The sequence below is a fragment of the Burkholderia sp. NFPP32 genome (genome assembly GCF_900119325.1).
Lineage (GTDB): Bacteria > Pseudomonadota > Gammaproteobacteria > Burkholderiales > Burkholderiaceae > Burkholderia > Burkholderia pyrrocinia_C.
The window spans coordinates 228,483-250,542 of record NZ_FPJP01000009.1; the positions used below are offsets into that span (position 1 = coordinate 228,483).

Sequence of the window (22,060 nt, forward strand, 5' to 3'; positions counted from 1 at the left end):
TTTGCCCCGTGCATGAGACCCCCACGACGAACATCCGACGCCGATCAGGCGTCCAAACGTTCGTCCGTGTGGCGCTCAACCTGAGAAACGCTCCGGTCGAACATCGACACAGGAGTGGTTCATGCACGAGCACCATCAGGATATTTACGACGTCGTGATTGCCGGGGCTGGCCCCGTCGGTCTGTTTCTCGCCTGCGAGCTTCGCCTGTTCAAGCTGTCGGTCCTCGTGCTCGAGCGCGCCGAAACACCGCACTCTCCGTTGAAGTGCCTGCCGTTCGGCATGCGCGGCCTTTCGGCCCCCACCCTCGAAACGCTTGACAGGCGCGGGCTGCTGGACGAGGTAATCGAGGCCGGGCGTGCCGACCCCATCGCGGACAAGACTGCGACGATCGCGCACTGGATGCGGCAGCCGCGCCGGCCCGCCGGTCATTTCGCCGGCATTCCGTTCCATCACGACGACATCGATACCTCGAAGTGGCCGTATCGCCTGTCAGGCTCGGCCGACACCAGCATGGCAGTCGCAGTGGAGACGCTCGAAACGGTCCTGGCTCGTCGAGCCGGCGCGACGGGATGCGAGATCCGGCGAGGCCTGAGCGCCGACGCATTCCACGAGTCGGATGGAGCGGTGACCGTTCATGCGGGTGGGAACACTTTTCGCGGGCGCTGGCTCATCGGCTGCGACGGCGGCCGCAGTGCGATCCGCAAAGCCGGCTGCTTTGATTTCGTCGGTACTGGTCCGGAGTTCACCGGCTACTCCGTCGAAGTCGACATGGCTGAGCCGGACGCACTTCCCCCCGGCCGACACTACACATCGACGGGCATGTACACCTATGCGCGGCCCGGCACGATTGCGATGGTGGAATTCGACGGCGGCGCGTTTCACCGCCTTCACCCCGTCACGCTGGAGCATGTGCAGGCGGTGCTGCGCCGCGTGTCCGGCACTGAAATCACGCTGACCAGGCTCAGGCTGGCTACCACGTGGACGGATCGTGCCTTCCAGGCAACGACCTATCGGAACGGACGAGTGCTGCTCGCGGGCGATGCGGCGCACATCCACTCCCCTTTGGGCGGTCAAGGGCTCAATCTTGGACTCGGAGACGCGATGAACCTCGGCTGGAAACTGGCAGCCACCATCCGTGGCGATGCGCCGGCCGGTCTGCTCGACAGCTATCAACAAGAGCGGCATCCGATAGGGGCACGCGTTCTCGATTGGTCGCGTGCGCAAGTCGCTCTTATGCGACCTACCCCCGGCACGCGCGCGCTGGAAGCGATCGTTCGCGATCTCATCGAGACCCGGGATGGCGCAACGTATTTCGCCGAGCGCGTCTGGGGTGTTTCGCTCCGCTACGATCTTGGCAGCCCTCATCCGCTGGTGGGCCGCAGCGTACCCGATTTCGAACTGGTCGACGGAACGAAGGCAGGCCGCCTGTTGCGCGACGGGCGGGGACTCCTGCTGGACTTCGATTCAGGCGCATCGCTTCAGGCGCTTGCGAACCGTTGGCGCGAGCGCCTCGCCTATGTCGCAGCCGACGCCAAGGATCGGTTAGGTGTGCGCGCTATATTGGTGCGTCCGGACGGGATCGTCGCGTGGGCATGCGAAGCCGATCCCGACCATGAAGAAGCCGCCCATGCCATCTCGCGATGGTTCGGCGAAACCGGGCGTGCAGGTGATTCGCCTCGTCGATAGCAACGCCAGATAACCTTTTGGCATGCTTATCTCTCTTTCAGTGGGCGCATTCGGACAACCGCCCTATGGGTGTGCGGTAACCGGTTCTAATTCGACGCAACGGGCCTGAACGGCAACGGACGCCTGCTCGCGTCCTGGCGATCGATCATCCAGCCGGGATAACAACTAGGCAGCGCACTCACGGCTTCAAGACGCGCAAGCTCGTCGTCGGTGAGAACGACATCGACCGCGCCGAGATTGTCTTCGAGCTGTTCGACCCGTTTGACGCCGATAATGACGCTCGTGACATGCGGCCTGGCGAGCAGCCAGGCGAGCGCTATCCGGGCGACCGAGATACCGCGCGCGTCGGAGATGGCGCGCATCTCCGCAACGCACGGCCAGGCCCGATCAAGATCAACCGGCGGAAAATCGAAATGGCTGCGCCGCGAACCGTCTTCGGTTGGTGCCCCGGGACCGAACTTCCCGGAAAGCAAGCCGCCCGCGAGGGGCGACCAGACAAGCAGCCCCATCTGCTCGTCGATAACGAGCGGCACCAGTTCGCGCTCCACGTCGCGTCCTGCGATCGAATAGTAGGCCTGCAGCGTTTCGAAGCGCGTGGCATGAAGCGCGGCACTCAGTCCGAGCGCTTTACCGATCTTGCCTGCGCGCCAATTCGACACGCCGACATAACGAACCAGCCCCTGCCGCGTAAGGTCGTCCAGGGCCCGCAGCGTTTCTTCGATCGGCGTGACAGAATCGCTGGCGTGTATCTGGTAAAGATCTATATGGTCGACCTGGAGCCGTTCCAGGCTTCTCTGCACCGAATCCATGATGTGACCGCGCGACGCCCCCTGATCGTTGGGTTTCGCGCCCATCACGCCGGCGGTCTTCGTCGCCAGCACGATTTCGTTGCGTGGTACTCCGATGTCTTTCAGTGCCTGTCCGACGAGTCGTTCGGACTGGCCAAAGGAATAAATGTCGGCGGTGTCGATGAAATTGATTCCCTCGGCAAGTGCGCGGGCAATCAACCGGTTCGCATCGTCCTGACCGACTGCGCCGATCGCCTTCCACATGCCCGCGTCGGCATTGCCACCCAGCGTCATCGTGCCGAGGCACAGCTCCGAGACATACAGGCCGGTGCGGCCGAGTTGCTTGTATTTCATGGCCATTCCTTTCAAGAGTGGCTGGATAAACAGGTGGCGGCGTCCGTTCCGTCGCGTCGCGCGCCAGGATTTCAGTTGCGTTGAGCGTGTCCGGACCGAAACTGTCCGGCGATCATCGCGACGCGTGCGCCGTAGCGGCGCGCCGTTTCGAGATCCCCAGGCGACATCTCGTCAGGCGACGCATCGGCAGGCGTCTGCGCCATCGGCGCGATATAGGAGCCCATGCGATTCAGGTCGTCACGCATCGAAGCTTTCACGTTCGCCGGCTTGATATCCATGCTGCCCCAGATGCCGCCGTGCTGCCCGGCAAGCAGAAAAAAGTATTCGAGCGTATTGAGCTTGTCGCCGTTGATACTCGCGCTGTTGGTGAAGCCGCCGAAAATCTTGTTTTTCCACCCGCCTTCGAACCAGGCTTTCGAGGATGCGTCCGCGAATTTCTTGAACTGCCAGCTGGGGCCGCCCATGTAGGTCGGCGAGCCGAACAGGATCGCATCCGCGCCGGCCAGCGTATCCCACGCATCCTCGGCAAGGTTTCCGTCGGTGTCGATTGCGACGAGTACGGCGCCGGCGCCTTCGGCGACGGCCGTTGCCATACGCTCGGTATGCCCATAGCCGGAGTGGTAGACAACGACCGTTTTGATCGCAGAGGTATGTTGTGTCATGGTTGCTCCCTTTCGTTCAAGTTGTCCGCCGTGGACGACATGGGAAGCCACTCTACTGAGTCGCAACTGAGTTATAAATGATGACAAATTGAACGTTTCGTTACTCCCTGGGTGAACAATGCAAAACCTCGACGCGCTTTTGATCTTTGCCCGTGTCGCCGAAATGACGAGCTTCACGCGTGCGGCCGAAAGCCTCGGAATTCAGAAGGGGCGTGTGTCGATGGTGATCCGCGGACTCGAGCGGGATGTCGGCGTGGCGCTGTTGCATCGGACCACGCGCAGCGTGCAGCTTACTGAAGACGGACGCGTCTTTTATCTGCGCGCACGGGACCTGCTGGCCGAAGTACAGGAGTTGCAATCGATGTTCTCGGGTCATGGCACACCGCTGCGGGGAAGGTTGCGCGTCGACATGCCCACCGAGTTGGCACGAAGCGTCGTGGTTCCCGCCCTGCCGCAACTGATGGCGGCACATCCGGAGTTGGAACTGGAACTTTCCAGCACCGATCGGCGTGTCGATCTCGTCCAGGAAGGGTTCGATTGCGTGATCCGTCTGGGTCCGATCGTCGACGAGACGCTGATTGCCCGACCGCTGGGCAAGCTGCGCATGACCAATGCGGCGAGCCCGAGCTATCTGGCACGGTACGGCATGCCGCATACGCTCGACGATCTGCGCAGCCAGGGGCACCGGATGGTTCACTACACGCTGACACTCGGCGCCCGGCATGCCGGATGGGAATACCCGGACGGCGACGGGTATGCGTCGCTTCCGTTGCCGAGCGCGATGCAGGTCAACAGTGTGCAGACCTATCATGCCGCCGGGCTTGCGGGCATCGGGTTGATCCAGGCGGGATATTCGGCGCTCGCGCATCACATCGAAAGCGGCGCGCTGGTGGAGGTTCTGCCCGACTTGCGTCCCGAGCCGCTCACCGCGTCGCTCGTCGTGGCCCATCGGCGCAACCTGTCGCCACGCGTCCGGGCTTTCATGGATTGGATCGAGGGGGTATTGGAGCCGTATTTCGATTAACCGTCACGTGTAGCGGCTCGACGGGGCAGAAAATGGCCGAACGCGGAAGTACGAGTTCGGCCCGGCAGCGAGGTATTCGCACGACAGCCGAACTCCGATAGCCGCCCCATGGACCACATTCAGAAGAAGATTTCGGCAAGATGCGCAGCTACGGTCAATGCCAATACGTGGTTGGCAGATGGCCGTCGCGAGGTGGTCGCCGCTCTTCGATCCGTCGCGCCGGCGTTACGCTTGACGCGGTGTTTCAACGGGTGGTGTGCCGTCATGAAATAGCGCTTTCAGCTGTGAACGCAGCTCCGGCGAATCGGCATGCTTGTGAACCGCGACCGCATGCTGTACGGCCGCCTCGAGCAATTCGTTTTCGGAATCCGCGGATAGCGCAACGGAACAATTCATTTCGCTCGGGAATTCCCGGCAATCGATGTATTTGCGCGTCATGATGTCCTTCCTCATACGACAGTAGTCATGGGTCTTGCGTGGATGACCGCGCGGGATGCCGCGCGAAGCATATAGGCACGATTGCGCCTCCTTGTCGCGGACGAAATGATTTTGAAAGTATAGGTCGCGTGCAATGAATTCGCGGTAACGCATCGAAATTCACGACGTTCCGCGTGCGTCGCCCGCACGCCGTGCCGCAGGTGCCGTCTGCGGCCGGGAATGAAGCAGGGATGTAATCAACGGTCGACTACATGACTGACGAAATCCGCACACGAAAGTCCGCGGTCCGGGCGGAAGCGACGTTTGAATGGCAGTCCGAAAGTGCGGGTCGATGGCCGTAGACGGCCGGGTGGCGTGCAGCGCTGGCTGGTACAGCGTGGAATCGTCGTTCTGGCGAAGTCCGTGCGAAAGGAGCGGATGCTGGAAAACCTGGCCGTCTTCGACTTCTAATTGTCTGATTAATGCAGCCTCTTCTCCCATCGCGATCCGGCGATCGTGAAGTGGATGAGCGAACGGAATCTCGGCCTCTGATGCGCAATCGCGGCGGCCGTCCGGCCAAACAACCGTAATTTCGATTGGGTAGACTGCAGGGTCTCGTCCTTGACCTTCTCACCGATTTTATGGCTACTGCACCGTCGGACAACGCCTCCTCCGAGTTCATTCCGGCCGACGTGAGGCAAACCGTCGTCACCCAAACATTGCCGTCCGCGCAGATCGGTATCAGTCGGCTGAAGACGGCACGAAGAAATATGGGTCGGACTGCGCCCTATGACCTCGAAGACGCCGATCTCATCGTGTTGCAATTGCGCGCTTTCGGCGAACAGGAATTGTGGCTTGACGGACGTGCGGCTCGCTTCGTCCCCTACAACGCAGGGACCGTGACGATTCACGACCTCGACCGCAGGTGGGTGGCGGATCTGAAGGGGGCGTTCGACTGCCTCCACTTCCATCTGCCTCGCCGAACGCTGGAGGAAACGGCCGATGAAATCGGCGGCCGGCGACGACCGCAGCTTTATTTGCCGCCGCACTTGAGCGCAACCGACCCGATCGTCCATCACCTCGGACAATCATTGCTGCCCGCGTTGGCGCAGCCCGAGCATGCGTCGCAACTCTTCATCGACCAAGTCGCGCTCGCTTTCCAGACGCATATCGCACGTCAGTACGGCGGTATCGGCGAGCAGCGGGAAAGGCAGACCGGCAAACTCACGCCGTGGCAGGAGCGTCAGGCAAAAGGACTCCTGTTCGAACACCTCAACGGAAAAATTTCGCTTGTCGATGTGGCGAAGGCCTGCGGTCTGTCTCGCAGTCATTTCGTCAAGGCCTTTCATCAGACCACGGGACTGCCTCCGCATCGCTGGCTGATCAATCAACGCGTAGAACTGGCAAAAAAGTACATGCGCACGTCCCCCATGCCTCTGAACATGATCTCGGATTTGTGCGGCTTTGCGGACCAGAGCCATTTCACGAGGACATTCATGCGCCTGACCGGTGTCACACCTCGTCAGTGGCGTGCGGACAACCGTTGATTTAAGCACCGCGGTACTAACTACTTCCGCGTCGCAATCGCTTTGTCCCGTGCCGCCTGCATTGCGCACGCTCCCTCGATAATCGCCGCCCTGTTCCGCTTCACTCCCCTGACGCGACATCAATCTCGCGGACGATTTACCGATAGAACCAAAAGTTACCGTTCGTTTCAAAGATGCCCAAATAGTAGGCTGAAGCGACGCTATTCTTCGGTTACTCACAATAACACCCATGGGGGGTGACAATGAATAAGCTCTTTAAAAGTGCCTTTTGCGCTGCGCTCGTGCCGTTCGTTCTTGCCGGCTGCGGCGGCGGAGACGACGGCGGCAGCGTGCAGAACGGCACGCTGCATGTCGCGATGACCGACGCACCGTCGTGCGGCTTCGATCATGTGTTCGTCACCGTGTCGCAGGTGCGCGTGAACGCCAGTTCGAACGCGGGCGACAACGACGGAGGCTGGTCGACGATCACGCTGCCGGCGCCGCAAAAGATCGACCTGCTGTCGCTGACCAACGGCGCACTCGCCGATCTCGGCCAGACCGCGCTGCCGGCCGGCCAGTACCAGCAGGTACGCCTCGTGCTCGCGCAGAACCAGGGCAACACGCTCGCGAACTCGGTCGTTCCGACGGGCGGCAGCGAGCAGGCGCTCGCGACGCCGAGCGCGACGCAAAGCGGCTACAAGATCATCTCGCCGTTCACGGTCCAACCGAACACGCTCGTCGACCTCGTGCTCGATTTCAACGCGTGCAAATCGATCGTGCAGCGCGGCAACGGCACCTATGCACTCAAGCCGGTCGTGACGGCAACGCCGACGGTCGTGAGCGGCGCGATTTCCGGCTACGTCGCACAGGCCGAAGCGGGCGCAACGGTCTATGCCGAGCAGCGTGGCAAGGTCGTGCGCGGCACGGTGGCCGATAGCAGCGGCAAGTTCGTGCTGTCGCCGCTGATCCAGAGCTCGACGCAGGGCAATTACGACGTCGTGATCGTGCAGAACAACGTCGCGTCGGGTGTCGTCCGCTCGGTGCCGGTTGTCGTGAACACGAGCACGGCCGTGTCGACGTCGAACCTGCCGATCACGCTGCCTGCTTCGACGATGAGCACGGTCAGCGGCACGGTGACGGCGAGCGCGAACGCGCTGGTGCGCGCACTGCAGACGATCGATGCAAACGCATACGAGATCACGTCGATCAACGCAAACCTGGACACGGGCGCGTACGCGCTGTCGGTGCCGACGGCCGCGCCGATCGTCGGCACGTACTCCGGTTCGCTGCCGGTCACGCTGGCTGCGGCGCCGGCGTCGGCGGGCCAATATACGATCGAAGCGGACGCAGCGTCGGGCGCAACGCAATCGACGAACGTCAATGCAACGACTAGCCAAACGAACGTCAATTTCAATTTCTGACGGTTCAACGGCATAACGGAAAGGGCCGAACAGCCCTTTCCCCTCAAACGGGAGAACGAAGTGAAAAAAGGGGTTATCGCGTTGCTTGCTGCGGCGAGCATGATCGGTGCACTCAGCGGGTGCGTGGCTTACGTTCCCGGTCCGCCGGTAGTGGTCGCGCCGCAAGGCGGTCCGGGGAACGGTTTCTGCCCGCCCGGACAAGCGAAGAAAGGTAATTGCTGATGCGAGGCCCGCACAAACGCGGGCCTTTCTTTTATCCGATCTGCGCCGATGGACCGGATCAGAGCCGCAGATAAACTCGGGAAGCCAAAGCAGCTTTACGTCTGACCGATGACTATCCTGTTACCCGATACACTGCAAGCCACTCGCGAGTAATGTGGCAGTACCTGCGGCCTCTCTGACAAGGCTCGGCGCACAAACCTACGCCAGGACCTGAGCTCACCCTTCTGGGGGTCGGCCGGTACCGCCGCCGGCTGCCGACGTCTGCGAGAGGCGACCTCCGCCCCACTCCGGACTCTCGACCCGAAATCAGCGGCTGCAAGCAAGTGCGGATTCAATCCGTCCATGCCGCATTCGTGTTTGTCGACGCCTCGTCACTTCCTATCGTCCCGGGCAGCAGCGGTCTCGTGCGTTTGTGGCAATTCTTGTGGACCGTCAGTCCCCGGGGGGGCGTACCGTCACATCGCCGACGACCACTCCTCTAAGCCCCTCCCGTAGCGCCGCGACATTCTCTACGCCGTTCAACTGCTCGAACTCCCGCTGCGCTTCCCGCCATAGCGGGACCGCTTTTTTGTGCAGGCGCCGCCCTTCTTCGGTGAGCTCAACAACGCGGCTTCGACCGTCCGTGGGCGAGGGCTTGATCGCGACGAAGCCGTCGCGCTCAAGGAAGCCAACCATCTTCCCCATCGCCGTCCGTTCGATATCGAGCCGTTCGGCAAGGGCGTTGACCGCGGCACTTCCCACCTCGTCCAGTGCGGCCAGGGTGAGGAATTGCGTAATGCGCAGGCCCGCCGGCTCGAGATGGCTATCGTAGAGGCGGGATATCTGCCTGCTCGCCTTCCTCACTGCGAAGCAGTTGCATTGATCGATTCCAAGCGGCTGGTCGAACGGCAACATCTGGTTCCACTCCTCATTTCTTTTGATTGCCGGAATGCTACGCGCACGCGCGAAGTACGGCGGTATCTTTCGATGAAAGTCGACACTGAAAACGTTGGCGCCCCGGTAATCTGCGCGCCTCAAGTCTCGCCCCGGTAGCCGACTCTCGTCATCTGCGGCGTTTAAAGCCCTTCCGGCGGAGTAATATAGCCCGGCACGTCAGCCGACAGCGTACTCTTTAGCACCGCTGTACCCTCGTCGGCCATAACCTCGCTCTTGCCGGCGGCGAGAGCGTCATAGGTCTGCCGCACAACATCCTCGGGGCTGGCTTTAGGCACGTCAATGCCATTGGTCAGGTCGGTATCCACGAATCCGACGTGCAGGCCGAGAACCTGGATGCCACGCTCATGCAGATGAAACCGAAGCTGGTTCGTATAACTCCATGCTGCAGCCTTTGACGCCGCATACGGCGTCAGATACGGCCGCGGAAGCCACACGATGTCGGAAAGCACGTTGATGATCGCCGCATGCCGCTTGGCCGCCAATATCTGCTCGAAGGCCTGCGTGACGCGCACTACGCCGTAGTAGTTGGTATCGAACATGCGAGTGGATTGCGCTTCGACGTCGGCCGCCATGGGCCCGTCGATCAGCGCAGCTATGCCCGCGTTGTTGATCAGCAGAGTCGTATCCGCCGCCTGTTTCGCGGCTGCAGCGATCGACGCCGTATCCGTAACATCGATCTTGACCGGCACAATGCCCGGCTCTTCAAAGCCATTCGTGTTGCGCATGCCCGCGTACACTTTCGTCGCCCCGCGACGACGTGCCTCTCGAGCAAAAGCCAGGCCCAGGCCGCGATTGGCGCCGGTGATAAAGACGGTGGCGTTCTTGATTTCCATGACAAGCTCCTTTTTTAAAGCCCCGCGCTCCGCGGAGATGCATCTTCCTCCGCAGGCCTGCGGGCGCCTGGTTCAAAGAAAAAGGTTTTCCGGAAGCTGCTTTGAAAGTGCCACCCGCAGATGGGCAGCGAGAGTCAGCACAGCGTCAAGCGGGCTCATCCGCACGCTAACGCGCGGCACTGATCCGTCGGAGTTGTGGTCGACGACGACGACCGCACTCAGGTTCTCGCCGCTCGTCAGAACGGCCTCGTACTCGAGAAAGAGCCGTGAACCGACAGCCTGAACAAATGTGGGCGTCTGCGAGGCGTAGAACGTTCCGACGGCGTTGACTGCCAGCCGGATTTCGTCGCGCCCTGATACGGGGCCACGCAACACCGAGCTGACCAACTCTGCATCAGTTGTTAGATCGTCCAGAAACGGGTGACGCTCGTCTTGAGTGTGTGCCATTTTCAAACCTCGACTCGTTTGGGGTCGTGCTCACGCGAATACGGCTCGATTCCGAGTAATGAACTGCTGGACCGAGAGTGGCGGCTTTCCGGTAATTTTCTCGATGACATCGTTGGTACCCGCGAATACGCCGTCACGGTAGTTCTGAGCAACCTCGACCAGATGCTGCGTGAGGAACGGTGGAAATTTGTAGAGATTTTCCATCTTGATCCGAAACTCCTCGATGGAACTTGGCTCGTATTCGATCCGGGCTCCGAGAGCCTCACTCATCGCCGCGGCGATCTCGGTATGGTTCATCTCGACGGGACCATGGAGCGTATAGATCTTGCCCTCGTGGCCTTCGGGGTTGGCCAGGACATGGGCGATAACCCGCCCCTGATCATCAGTGGCGATGGGTGCGTGACGGCCATTGCCAAAGGGAAATTCAATCTTTTTCCGGGCCCAGATCTCCTTCGCAAAATGCGGATAGACGAGCCAATCGGCAAAGAACGTGGGGCGCAGATGGGTAGTCGGAACGCCCGACCAATCGAAGACCCGCTCGGAAACCCAGTGATCCTGGGCCGCGTGGCTTTTCGACTCCCGGCGCGCGGAAATCTGCGACATGTTGACGATCGCCTTGACGTCCGCCTCCTTTGCGGCCTGCGCGAAATAAGCAGCAGCCCCGATGATTCCCGGCGCGATCGGATGGAGAAAATAGGCCGATCGGATTCCTTCCATCGCTGCACGGATGTCATTGATGTCGGTGAAGTCTCCAACGGCGATATCGACTCCGCGCTGCCTCAGGGCGGCCGCCCGATCGTCGTCCGTGCGCACATATGCGCGCACGCGCCTGCCCATCTTGAGCAATTCGTCGATAGCGATACCTCCGGTCCGTCCGGTTGCACCGCTCACAAGTATTTCGGCCTGGTTCATGGTTTGGCTCCATTTGGAAATAAGAGCATATGCTCTCTTGCAACCAAGATAGGAGCATATGCTTCAATTGTCAAGGCATTCTTGTCCGCGCTGGACGGGATGTCGCGCCCCCTGGGAACGCTATGCTTTATCGGGCCGAAGGCATTGGGGGGACGGATCGACGGGCTGTCTGGCTACCGCCATGCCCCGAAGTTGCGGGCAAAGCACGTGAGCCTCGCGCACGGCGACAGCCGAACGTCCGTTATGGCCGACGACGCGACGCACATCGTTCACGGTCGAACGGCGGTTCACAGGGGCGGAGCGGTCGCACGAATATCCACGCGGCGGCCTGGATGAATGGCGCTTCATGGCCTGGATGCGTCATCGTCATATAGAATGGTGCGCTTTGCCCGTACTCCTATGTGGTTCAAAAATCTTCAGCTTCATCGTCTTCCGGCGCCTTGGGCCGTTACCCCCGATCAGATGGAAAAATGGCTGGCGCCCCACGCGTTTCAACCGGGCAGCAGTGTCGAGATGCAGACCTTCGGATGGGCGTCGCCGCGTGACGACGGCGCGCTTGTGTATTCGATCAACCGGCAGATGCTGCTGCTGTTTCGTGCCGAAAAGAAGCTGCTCCCGGCGTCGGTCGTCAATCAGGTGACCAAGGCCCGGGCGCTTGAAGTCGAGGAGCAGCAGGGCTTCAAGGTGGGGCGAAAACAGCTGCGCGAACTCAAGGAGCAGGTTACCGACGAACTGCTGCCGCGCGCGTTCACCATTCGCCGCGATACCCGCGTGTGGATCGATACGGTGAACGGCTGGCTCGTCATCGATGCGGCTGCACAGGCTCTTGCCGACGACGTTCGCGGCCTGCTCGTCAAATCGATCGATCAGTTGCCGCTCGCCGGCGTTCATGTGGCGCTTTCGCCGGTCGCCGCGATGACGGATTGGCTGCTGTCCGGCGAGGCGCCGGGCGGATTCACCGTGGACCAGGACGCCGAGTTGCGCTCGAGCGGCGAAGGCGGCGCCACGGTGCGATACGTCGGCCACGCGCTGGAAGCGAACGACATGCGCCGGCACATCGAGGCCGGCAAACAATGCATGCGCTTCGCGATGACCTGGGATGACCGGATCTCCTTCGTGCTGACACCGTCGCTGACGATCAAGCGTGTCACGCCGCTCGACGTGATCAAGGAGGCGACGGACCCCACCGCGCAGAACGACGATGAACGCTTCGACTCGGATGTCACGCTGATGACGGGTGAATTGGGGCGGATGCTGACCAGTCTCGTCGATATCTTGGGTGGCGATCAGCACGACTCGATTCATAAGGCGGCGGCAGCCTGAACTCCGTCGGCGGTCGAGGATCATCGCGCCGCGACGGCGAGGCTTCGCGCTGACGCGACATTTCGAGGAGGACCGGCGCCGCGCTGGCGGCGGGTCGCGGCTGGGCGCTCGCGACTCGGAGCGGCCCTTCTCGTCAAACTTCCAGATCCATCGACCGCGCGACCTTAGCGCCATATCCGGTCATCAATCGCGAAACTTTGCCGTCGTCAATGTCGAGCACACTTTGATGACGTCTGGAGACGGTGGTTGCATCAACCGCTCCTGTTCGATGACGATCTCCCGGTCTTTGATATGCCCATGTTCATGGAGAAAGTACGCCAGAGGGCCATCAGCCGTTCCTGCCGCTGATGCCTCACTGAGGCCAGATCGTGGCGCGGACATACGCGCCGCGCTCGCAACCGAGATCGAAGGCGCCTGCGGGAACATAGGTGTTTCTTTACCTCTTTCGCGACCGATAGAGTGTGGGCCAGTCACCGGGCCCAACACCACCACAGGTATTCTGCTGCGACGCAGCCGAAATCTGAAATGCCTGACCATCCCAGATCCATTCGGCTCGAAAACCGCAATCAGCCAGCCCGCGACCCTTGGCAAAAGTCGATAGGACGCCGGTAGCAGGGTCAAAGCTCGGTTCGAACAGTGAGGAGTCTAAAACTTCCCCCGCAGGATCTCTCAGCTTGATGGGCTCCGGTGCTCCTCCACCAATGCGCGGCGTGATGAACACGTCCGATGATCCTTGGTAGGCTCCCTGAATGCATGGGAGAAAAACCAACGCCTTCTGTGTGTTGAGCGCATACGCCGCTTCTTCGAGATACTTTGACGCATTGTTCTCGCAACTACTGGCGTCCCGGATATGTTTCGTGCGCGTGATCAGGCTCTTTTCCTCTTGATCGGGCAACTGCGAAACGATCTTCCGTGTCGGTACGACCGGTAGTGACGGTGCGAGTGTGACTCGGGAGGCCGGTGCAGGGCCCTTGCGGATCAGTGCGGTAACACCCCCGATTCGTCCCTGTCGATCATCGATGCGCAACAGCGCGGCGACCATGCCATCGAGAGGAATATAAGCGCTTGCCTCCGAACCGAACTGAAGCTTTGTGCCATTGCGAAGCCGGGATACGAAGGCTGCCACGGCCGCCGGCCGCGTTGCCGACAAAGTCGCCACATTGTTGGCGTAGTCGACACGCCAGGCCGACTCGTCCAGCCGCAGCGGCTCTCCATCAACACGCAGGTCACCGAGATCGATGCTGTCGTTGGTTACGACATTTAGCCGTGCTTCGAGCGAACTGCTTGGCCCGGCCGCGCGAATGAAGCGCAAGTCTGCGCTGGATTCGCCACCGTCTGCGAAACCCTTCGCCTCGCAGGTCAAGGCGTTGTCGCAGGCGACCAACCATGACTTATAGGTGTCGTAGCTGGGTGCGCCGACTTCCCGAGGAGGAGCTGCTCTGGCGACGAGGGAAACGGCCGCGCCAGCGAAAACAGCAATGAGCATTGCGCACGTCTCAATGGCACGATTTTTCATGTAGTTTTACTGAGGAGAATATGAAGCGCATCGTAGCGAAAGTGATGTGCCATCAATCAACGTAACTCGGTGCGGCAACCCTTGAATCGAGGCAAGCAACGAATCCAAAGCAGATGTTTGATATATGGCTGTTGCCGACGGCGGATTCAACCGGTCGATGCAACAGCTTGATGGAATCGCTCAGCCATTGGCATGTGAGCCGGTAAAATCAGTCCGTCAACAGGTGATCGATATATGCGGCCAATGCCAGCCGCACGTTCCGATGATCGTTTGCCGACATGCAGATGAAAAATTCCCGGCAAGCCCACTCGTTGGTCAGTCGAATAGGCTGTCAGCCCATAATCTGCGTGCCGGGCACATGAGCAATCAACCACAGACGCGCCGCTCTTACGGCAAGATGGAGTGGCCTGCGTTGCTGCGCAAGCTGACCCTTCTTGTCGCCGCTGAGAACGCGAAAGCCCGGTGCAACGCCGGGGTTACGTAAACGGGCCGATGCAATCGCTATCAGGCCGACGATGCCGCCGACGCGTTGCTGCCCGCGCGGCGACGGTACAGCCTGAGCGTCGCACACAAGCTGCAGAGCGCAGCGAAGCTCAGCCAGTAGCCTGGTGCGGCCTTGTCATGCAGGACCTGAATCAGATACGTCGATACCGCCGGCGTAAAGCCGCCGAACAGCGCCGTCGCGAGACTGAACGCCAGCGAGAAGCCCGCGACGCGCACTTCGACCGGCATCACTTCGGTGAGCGCGGCGACCATCGCGCCGTTATACATGCCGAAGAAGAACGAGAACCACAGCAGAACGATCAGCATGCGCGCGAAGCTCGGTGCATCGGAGAGCCAGGACAGCGCCGGATAAGACGTGAAGATCGCCAGCATGGAAATGGCGAGCAGCAGCGGCTTGCGGCCGATGCGGTCGGAAATCATACCACCGATCGGCAGCCAGACGAAATTCGATGCAGCCACAAGCAGCGTGACCATCAGGCTGTCGGAGGTGGACAGCTTCAGCACCGACTTCCCGAAGGTCGGCGTATAGACGGTGATGAGATAGAAGGTGGTGGTGGTCATCGCCGTCAGCAGCATGCCGCCGATGACGGTGCGCCAGTTGCCGAGCAGTATCGCAAAAATCTCGCGCGCCTGCGGATGATGCCGCCGCGCTTCGAACGCTGCGGTCTCCTGCAGCGAACGGCGCAGCATGAACAGGAACGGCACGATCGCGCAGCCGATGAAAAACGGCACGCGCCAGCCCCATGCACCGATCTGCTGCGCGGACAGCCACTGGTTCAGCCCGTAACCGATGGCCGCCGCCAGGACGATGGCGACCTGCTGGCTCGCCGACTGCCAACTCGTGTAAAAGCCCTTGTTATCGGGCGTCGCCATTTCCGCGAGATAGACAGACACGCCGCCCAGTTCCGCGCCCGCAGAGAAGCCCTGCAACAGACGCCCGAGCAGCACGAGCGCCGGCGCGAGCAAGCCGATCGTCGCGTACCCAGGCACGCAGGCAATCAGAATGGTGCCGCTCGCCATGATCGACAGCGTAACGATCAGCCCGGTGCGCCGTCCGACCTTGTCGATATACGCGCCGAGAAAGATCGCACCGAGCGGACGCATCAGAAAGCCCGCGCCGAACACCGCGAAGGCGAGCATCAGCGAGGCGAACTCGCTGGTGGACGGGAAAAAGATCTTCGAGATCGATGTCGCGTAGAAGCCGAACAGAAAGAAATCGAACTGTTCGATGAAATTGCCGCTGGTCACGCGCAACACGGCGGCGGCCCTCGTCATGGGCGAAACGCCGGACGTAGCGGCGATCGATTCTGTGCGGTTCATTGCGTCTCCTGCTTCTTATCTATAGTGACGGGCGCCCAAGGCGCCCTAGTGACTGCTAATCCGAACTGAGGCTCAGTGTGTTGCGTTGCCGCTTCTCTATCGACGATTTGAGCAACGCCGCCGAGCGGAAGATGCCGTGCGCGAACTTGCCGTAAGGCAGCGTGGCGAACAGCGCCATCACGATGCCAAGATGAATCGCGAGCAGCGACGGCATCGCCGAGGTCGTGCGGAGCGCGAGCAGCGCGAGACCGGATGCGCTCGTCAGAAGCAGGAGCGCGATGAAGCCGCGGTCCATCGGACGCTGACGGGCATCGCCCCGCTCCGGAACGCGTTTCAGGTTCAGCCACAGCAGTCCCGCCGCCCCCGCAATCAGCCCAATGCCGCCCGCGGTTCCCAGCAGCACCGGCACGCTCAGAAACGGATACGGCGCTTCCAGACCGAATGCATAGTGATAGAGCGTCGCAACTGCGGTTGCTGCAAAGCACAGCATGAAGCCGTAGAACGTCAGGTGATGGAAACGACGCCGCGCCAGTGTGAAGGCATCGCTCTCTTCGTTGCAGCCGTCGCCGTGGCCGCCGTCCAGGTACTTGAGCGTCAGCGCGTTCTTGGCCGCTTCCGCGACGGCTGGCGCGCTCGCCGTTCCTGCCGACACGTCGCGCCAGAAACGCGTGACGCCCACGCCGAGCGCGAGAATGGCGAACAGGAAAACGATGCCAAACATCGCCGCGAGCAGGTTGTGCGGGAAGATCGCGTAGAAGTTCGCTGGCGCGACATCGCCCGACAAGCCGCCGTGTAATGCCGTACCGAGCAGCAGAAACAGCGCGAGTCCGGCCGCCAGTGCCACCGACAGAGTCAGGCCGTTGCGTTTGTACAGCGCGCCGAACGACGCGGGAAACGCGTATTCGGTGTAGGTTTCGAGCCGGACTTCGGCCATCGCTTTCGGCACGTTCACGCCGAATTCGTGCGGCGGCGCGTATTGGCACGCGTGATAGCACGCGCCGCAGTTGTGGCAGAGATTCGCCAGATAGTTGACGTCCGACTTGCCGAATTCCAGGCGGCGCGTCATGGCCGGGAACACGGCGCAGAAGCCTTCGCAGTAGCGGCAGGCGTTGCAGATCTGCATCTGTCGTGCCACTTCGGTTTCGCCGGCGCTCATCGGCACAATGGGGATCACGCGCGCCGTGCTGCCGTGCGACGTTTTTTTCGTATCGACCGATAACGCCGTGCGCATGCGTTCGGGCGCGAGCGGGTCAGACTGCTGCACTGGTTGCCTCCGTCGTTTTGAGTGCGGCGCGCGCGGCCTGCGTCCCGGCGATGCGCCCGAAGGCCGTGCCGATCGACATGCCGACGCCCGCTGTATAGCCCTTACCGAGCACGTTGCCGGCCATCATTTCGCCGGCCACGAACAGGTTCTCACTGGCTTTGCCGCCAAAGTGAACCTGCGCACGGTCATTGGTCTTTAGTCCGAGATACGTGAACGTGATGCCTGGCCGCAACGCATAACCGTAAAACGGCGGCGTCTCGATGCGGCGCGCCCAGTGCGTCTTGGGCGGCGCGAGACCTTCGGTGTGGCAGTCGTCGAGCGCGGTGTGGTCGAAGGTACCGTCGCGGCATGAGTCGTTATAGCGCGCGAGCGTTTCCATGAAGCGCGCTTCCGGCAGCCCGAGCTTGCGCGCGAGTTCCGGCAGCGTATCGGCCTTTTCGCCCGGAAACACCGGCGGCATGAAGCGGCCGATTGCTTTCGAGTCGATGATCGAATAGCCGATCTGCCCCGGTTGATGCGCAACGAGCCGTCCCCAGATTGCATAGCGCTTCGGCCAGAAATCCTCGCCTTCGTCGTAAAAGCGTTCGGCGTCACGATTCACCACGACGCCCAGAGACACGCAGTCGATGCGCGTGCAGATGCCGCCGTCATACAGCGGCGCGCGTGCATCGATGGCGACGCAGTGTGACTGCGACGGGTCGCCGGTCATGTCCGCACCGGCGTCGGTCATATGCTTGATGAGCACGCCCTTGTTGAAGCGCGTGCCGCGAATCAGGAAGTTGTCGGCGGGCCATTCGCCGCGCTCGTTTTGCCCCCACGCTTCGCGCAGCCATTCGCGATTTGATTCAAAACCGCCTGCCGCCAGCACGCAGGCGCGCGCCTCGAAGCGCCGGCTGCCGCTGCGCGCCGCGATAAAGAGGCTGCCGTCAAGTTCAAGCGAATCGACGGGTGTTTCATAGCGGATATCGACGCCGAGCGCTTCGGCGCTGCGGTAATACGCGTTGACGAGCGCCTTGCCGCCACCCATGAAGAACGCGTTGGTGCGGGCCACGTGCAGCGCGCCGGACAGCGGCGGCTGGAAGCGTACGCCGTGCTTCTGCATCCACGGCCGGCACGACGACGACGCGCGGATCGTCAGCCGCGCGAGATGCTCATTCGTGATGCCGCCGGTGACTTTCAACAGGTCCTGCCAAAATTCCTCTTCCGGATAGGCATCGACGAGAACGTCCTGCGGCGCATCGTGCATGCAGCGCAGATTGCGCGTGTGTTGCGAGTTGCCGCCGCGCCATTCGCGCGGCGCGGATTCGAGAAGCAGGACCGAGGCGCCCGCTTCGCGCGCCATCAATGCGGCACACAGCGCGGCATTGCCTCCTCCGATTACGAGCACATCGACCATCAGACTTGTCTCCTTTTGGACAAATCGTAAAGGTCTCGTGCCCGCGTCGCTACCAGCCAGCCGTCAAGGGGTCTTCACTTTATGTGAAGGCCGAGGCTCCCGCAGCCGCGCACCGGGCCAGCGCCCCTCCTGCACCAGTTGACGGGCGACATCGGCGAGCACCACGCGCGCAGCGAGACCGGCGGGAGACAGTTCGTCGTCGGAGATGCTGGCGAGCATGTTGTGCCGTGTGGCGTATTTATCCGCGACGGGCACGCTCGTCAGTATCACGTTCTCGGGCCTTGCGAGCGCCGCGCCAGGCTGTATGGTCGCGCCGATGCCGGTGCGGACGAAGTCCATCAGGAGTGCAAGGCCGTCGACTTCGGCGACGATGTTCGGCTCGTATTCGGCGCGCCTGAACGCTGATAACAGCAGCGAACGCAGCCCATGCGTGCCGCTGGGAAGAACGAGCGGAAGCCTGCCGAGATTTTTCAGCCGGACGGATGCGCTCGTCGGCATGCCATCGAGATCGCCCGCGCCGATCAGGAACAGCCGCTCATCCAGCAGCGGCAGCACGCTCCAGCGTTGTGCGGGCTCCTCGCGGAACAGCACGGCGAGATCGATCTGACGCGCGCTGAGCATGGATGCAAGATAGCCGGAGAGACTTTCGACCATGTGCAGCCGCACATCGGGATAGCGCGAGCGCATGGCCTGCATGAATGCGACACCTAGCACGCTCGCCGTGCTCGGCGCCATGCCGACGCTGACATGGCCCGACAGACGGGCTGAGCGTGCAGCGAGCGCGGCATCGTCGATATGACGCAGCGCGAGTTGCGCCTGACGCCAGAACGCCAAACCTGCGTCGGTTGGAACGACGCCGCCCGAGGTGCGTTGCAGCAGACGTGTGGACAGTTCACCTTCGAGACGACTGATCTGCTGACTCAATGCCGAGGTCACCACGCCGAGTTCCAGCGCTGCCTTGCCCATGCTTCCGTGTTCCACGGCGCTGAGAAAATAGCGTAGTTGTCTGAGTTCCATTCCGCGATCGGTCAGGAGGAGTAAGCGGGTATTTTGACAGAACGTCGTCGGACCATCCTCGGCATAGGCGCCGCAACGCGTCCCCTATAGCGTCTGCGACCGGCGTGAAAACGGACTCTCGAATGACCTTCCAACGGCCCGGTTGAATCCGCCACCCTCAACAGCCGTTCAGGCTCCCTCTACCGCAACGACCGCTTCCAAGCCGCACCCGCCGCTCGCCTGACCGAGTTGGCCAGATAGGCGTCCTGCGAATATCCTGCGCTATCAACCACGCCTGAAATCGCAAAGGCTTCGTCTTGATCGTGTATCGTTTGTCAATAAAGTTGAGCGGCATATGCAAATAAAATCAATGGCTTGCAAAACATTCTGCCATGATTGCTCGCTTCATTTTGCCATACAAGTTGAGCAAAATCCGCTGAATTGACACGAAATACGAGCACTCGCTAATAGGCTTGATTCTTCCCAAGATGTGGCGGTCTATCGATCGATTTTCGTCAAGATAGGTCGAGCACTATAGCGGAAGTGGCCTCCCACGCCACCTCCGCTCACAACTCTAGTCGGCGGGACTAGCATTGACGGGAGCCATCATCAAATGCGTCAGGGCTTCCGCCACTTGTCCGGCTTCCCGGCATGCCGCAGCCTGCTCGGACACCAATGAAGCAGCTGGTCGGCCGGCCTTGCCAACCACGCATTTCCTGGCCTCCGGATAGCGCTCGCGAACCCACTTCGACAGTTTCTGGCGACAGGGATAGCCCAATCTCCTGAGGATGAAGGCGAAGCAGCGCCCGTGGTTGACGTAATGCCCGAGTGCTACTTTCATTCTTCGGAGTACATCGGCATTACGCGAACATACCCCCGCTGCAGATCACCGCTCTTCTCGAGTTCGTTACACCACGCCTTCAGAGAATTCTTCGTCAAATAACCCAACGGGCGAATGGTCGCCTTGCTTCGCCCCCCGAGTTGCAGATACAACTCGACCGCCCGAACGCGTTCTTGGTATGAATACATGGACTACCTCCAAAGTAGTCCACGATTTTGTCCGCATCCCCGGTGGGTTAAGACTCGGTGAAAATCAACGCTCTAGCCACTGCGGAAGGCGAGCGTCACAGCAGATCACAACGCAGCCTTTTCGGCAGCCTACGCTTATAGAGTGGTTGGAGCAGCACCTCACACTCCCGCAATAGCCCCTTCGTCGTCCGAGCGAGTCCCGTCCTTGTGATGTCCGCCGGCATCATCGACCGAAACATCCGCGGACGACGGCGCGAGCACGTTTTCCCATTTCGCGACGGCGGCCGAGGCGACCGCATTACCCAGCACATTGGTCGCCGTGCGCCCCATGTCCAGGAAATGATCAACGCCGATGATAAGGAGCAGCCCGGCCTCGGGGATATTGAACTGGCCCAGTGTCGCGGCGATGACGACCAAGGAGGCGCGCGGCACCCCGGCCATGCCTTTGCTGGTCAGCATCAGGATGGCAAGCATCGACAACTGCTGCACGAACGACAGATGAACGCCATACGCCTGCGCAATGAACAGCGTGGCAAATGTGCAGTACATCATCGTGCCGTCGAGATTGAACGAATAACCGATCGGCAAAACGAAGCTCGCGATACGTTCGGGGACACCGAAACGGACCAGTTGTTCCAGCATCTTCGGATAAACGGACTCGCTGCTGGCCGTACTGAAGCCGATCAGCATCGGCACGCGCATGAAACGCACAAGCGAAAATACCCTGCGCCCGAACAACACGCCACCGGCCAATACCATCAGAAGCCATAGCACGATCAGGCTTCCGTAGAATTCGCCCATGAACCGGCCAAAGGTTACGAGAACCGACACGCCGCGCGTCGTCACGACGTTCGCGATCGCACCGAACACCGCGAAAGGCGCGAGCGCCATCACATAGCCGGTCACTTTCAGCATGACGTGAGCGACCTGGTCGAGCATGCGAACGACGAGTTGCGCCTTGTCACCCAGCGTCGTAAGCCCGACGCTGAAGAAGGCGGCGAACACCACGATCTGCAGGATTTCGTTGTTCGCCATCGCCCCCACAATGCTGCTGGGCACTAGATGCACCACGAATTCCTTGGGCGACAGCCCGCTCGTGCTCAACCCGGTCGAGGCGTTGATCGCGGGCAACGGCAGGTTGAGCGCGCTGCCGGGCTTCAACCAGTTGGCGATCAGCGCGCCCAGCGCGAGCGAGATGAACGACGCGAAGAGAAACCAGCCCAGCGTCCTGATCCCGATGCGGCCCACCGCGCGCACATCGCCGATCTTCGTCACACCGATGACGAGTGAGCAGAACACGAGCGGCGCGATGATCATCTTGACCAGGCGCAGAAACACGTCGGCGAGAAGCGAGAAATAGCCGCCGACCTGGTTGGCTGCATCCGCGTTGGGCAGCATCGCGTGACAGGCAACGCCGGTTGCGATGCCGAGCACCATCCCGACAACAATGCGTGCAGCAAGAGGAAATTTCATGAGTGTCTCC

General features: G+C 61.3%; 19 protein-coding genes and 2 pseudogenes. 7 read left to right on the forward strand and 14 right to left on the reverse strand.

Translation table 11 applies throughout. From position 1 onward, the window contains the following. Window positions 1-121 precede the first annotated feature (121 nt). On the forward strand, window positions 122-1,687 hold the full coding sequence (locus tag BT264_RS19190) for an FAD-dependent monooxygenase (protein ID WP_072439573.1): 1,566 nt from the start codon (window positions 122-124) through the stop codon (window positions 1,685-1,687). A gap of 86 nt (window positions 1,688-1,773) precedes the next feature. Here the strand turns inward: BT264_RS19190 and BT264_RS19195 are convergent, their stop codons facing one another. Together BT264_RS19195 and BT264_RS19200 are read right to left on the reverse strand one after the other, a co-directional pair. Next, complete coding sequence (locus BT264_RS19195; protein WP_072439837.1) at window positions 1,774-2,829, reverse strand: aldo/keto reductase; 1,056 nt, start codon at window positions 2,827-2,829, stop codon at window positions 1,774-1,776. A gap of 71 nt (window positions 2,830-2,900) precedes the next feature. Then, window positions 2,901-3,491: a flavodoxin family protein gene (locus BT264_RS19200; RefSeq protein WP_072439571.1), complete on the reverse strand. Its 591-nt coding sequence runs from the start codon at window positions 3,489-3,491 to the stop codon at window positions 2,901-2,903. A 118-nt stretch (window positions 3,492-3,609) separates the two neighbouring features. On the opposite strand from BT264_RS19200, the gene BT264_RS19205 reads away from it, so the two are divergent. Beyond that, on the forward strand, window positions 3,610-4,515 hold the full coding sequence (locus BT264_RS19205; RefSeq protein WP_072439569.1) for a LysR family transcriptional regulator: 906 nt from the start codon (window positions 3,610-3,612) through the stop codon (window positions 4,513-4,515). A gap of 225 nt (window positions 4,516-4,740) precedes the next feature. Here BT264_RS19205 and BT264_RS19210 read toward each other — a convergent pair whose 3' ends face one another. Continuing rightward, window positions 4,741-4,953, reverse strand: a complete 213-nt coding sequence (locus BT264_RS19210; RefSeq protein ID WP_072439835.1) for a DUF1059 domain-containing protein — start codon at window positions 4,951-4,953, stop codon at window positions 4,741-4,743. 354 nt (window positions 4,954-5,307) lie between these two features. Between BT264_RS19210 and BT264_RS40015 the strand changes: the two are divergent. The 3 genes and pseudogenes from BT264_RS40015 to BT264_RS19225 form a co-directional block, all read left to right on the forward strand. After that, window positions 5,308-5,484: pseudogene (locus tag BT264_RS40015) on the forward strand (aldo/keto reductase); the annotation flags it as partial. An 89-nt stretch (window positions 5,485-5,573) separates the two neighbouring features. Then, a complete protein-coding gene (locus BT264_RS19220; protein ID WP_072439832.1) occupies window positions 5,574-6,479 on the forward strand; it encodes a helix-turn-helix transcriptional regulator in 906 nt (301 codons plus the stop codon). 242 nt (window positions 6,480-6,721) lie between these two features. After that, window positions 6,722-7,879, forward strand: coding sequence for a DUF4382 domain-containing protein (locus BT264_RS19225; protein ID WP_072439567.1), 1,158 nt, complete (start codon window positions 6,722-6,724; stop codon window positions 7,877-7,879). A 654-nt stretch (window positions 7,880-8,533) separates the two neighbouring features. Here BT264_RS19225 and BT264_RS19230 read toward each other — a convergent pair. The 4 genes from BT264_RS19230 to BT264_RS19245 all read right to left on the reverse strand — a co-directional run bounded on the left by BT264_RS19230 (window position 8,534) and on the right by BT264_RS19245 (window position 11,229). Next, complete coding sequence (locus BT264_RS19230; RefSeq protein WP_072439565.1) at window positions 8,534-8,995, reverse strand: MarR family winged helix-turn-helix transcriptional regulator; 462 nt, start codon at window positions 8,993-8,995, stop codon at window positions 8,534-8,536. A gap of 161 nt (window positions 8,996-9,156) precedes the next feature. After that, entirely contained in the window at window positions 9,157-9,870 is a 714-nt protein-coding gene (locus tag BT264_RS19235; RefSeq protein ID WP_072439563.1) for an SDR family oxidoreductase, read from the reverse strand. Between the two features lie 72 nt (window positions 9,871-9,942). Beyond that, window positions 9,943-10,317 (reverse strand): hypothetical protein, encoded by a 375-nt coding sequence (locus tag BT264_RS19240; RefSeq protein WP_072439561.1) that lies wholly within the window; start codon window positions 10,315-10,317, stop codon window positions 9,943-9,945. A 30-nt stretch (window positions 10,318-10,347) separates the two neighbouring features. Next, window positions 10,348-11,229 carry an NmrA family NAD(P)-binding protein gene (locus BT264_RS19245; RefSeq protein ID WP_072439558.1) on the reverse strand — a complete coding sequence of 294 codons (882 nt, stop codon included), beginning with the start codon at window positions 11,227-11,229 and terminating at the stop codon, window positions 10,348-10,350. Between the two features lie 399 nt (window positions 11,230-11,628). Here BT264_RS19245 and BT264_RS19250 point away from each other — a divergent pair, with 399 nt between their 5' ends. Beyond that, the gene (locus BT264_RS19250) at window positions 11,629-12,552 is read left to right on the forward strand and encodes a recombination-associated protein RdgC (RefSeq protein ID WP_072439556.1); all 924 of its coding nucleotides are present in this window, start codon (window positions 11,629-11,631) and stop codon (window positions 12,550-12,552) included. Window positions 12,553-12,988: 436 nt separating this feature from the next. Here the strand turns inward: BT264_RS19250 and BT264_RS19260 are convergent, their stop codons facing one another. Beyond that, on the reverse strand, window positions 12,989-14,068 hold the full coding sequence (locus BT264_RS19260) for a DUF1176 domain-containing protein (RefSeq protein ID WP_083534106.1): 1,080 nt from the start codon (window positions 14,066-14,068) through the stop codon (window positions 12,989-12,991). Between the two features lie 124 nt (window positions 14,069-14,192). Here BT264_RS19260 and BT264_RS38415 point away from each other — a divergent pair, with 124 nt between their 5' ends. Then, entirely contained in the window at window positions 14,193-14,552 is a 360-nt protein-coding gene (locus BT264_RS38415) for a hypothetical protein (protein WP_143155743.1), read from the forward strand. A gap of 20 nt (window positions 14,553-14,572) precedes the next feature. Here the strand turns inward: BT264_RS38415 and BT264_RS19265 are convergent, their stop codons facing one another. From BT264_RS19265 to BT264_RS19290, 6 genes and pseudogenes are all read right to left on the reverse strand, one after another. Then, window positions 14,573-15,892, reverse strand: coding sequence for an MFS transporter (locus BT264_RS19265; protein ID WP_072439550.1), 1,320 nt, complete (start codon window positions 15,890-15,892; stop codon window positions 14,573-14,575). Window positions 15,893-15,947: 55 nt separating this feature from the next. Beyond that, window positions 15,948-17,156: a tricarballylate utilization 4Fe-4S protein TcuB gene (gene tcuB, locus BT264_RS19270; RefSeq protein ID WP_072439548.1), complete on the reverse strand. Its 1,209-nt coding sequence runs from the start codon at window positions 17,154-17,156 to the stop codon at window positions 15,948-15,950. Beyond that, window positions 17,143-18,552: an FAD-dependent tricarballylate dehydrogenase TcuA gene (gene tcuA / locus BT264_RS19275; RefSeq protein WP_072439546.1), complete on the reverse strand. Its 1,410-nt coding sequence runs from the start codon at window positions 18,550-18,552 to the stop codon at window positions 17,143-17,145. The genes tcuB and tcuA overlap by 14 nt, the downstream gene beginning before the upstream one ends. A gap of 63 nt (window positions 18,553-18,615) precedes the next feature. Beyond that, window positions 18,616-19,569: a LysR family transcriptional regulator gene (locus tag BT264_RS19280; protein WP_072439544.1), complete on the reverse strand. Its 954-nt coding sequence runs from the start codon at window positions 19,567-19,569 to the stop codon at window positions 18,616-18,618. Between the two features lie 634 nt (window positions 19,570-20,203). Further along, a pseudogene (locus BT264_RS19285) lies at window positions 20,204-20,577 on the reverse strand (IS3 family transposase); the annotation flags it as partial. Between the two features lie 159 nt (window positions 20,578-20,736). Continuing rightward, complete coding sequence (locus BT264_RS19290) at window positions 20,737-22,050, reverse strand: dicarboxylate/amino acid:cation symporter (protein ID WP_072439542.1); 1,314 nt, start codon at window positions 22,048-22,050, stop codon at window positions 20,737-20,739. Window positions 22,051-22,060 lie beyond the last annotated feature (10 nt).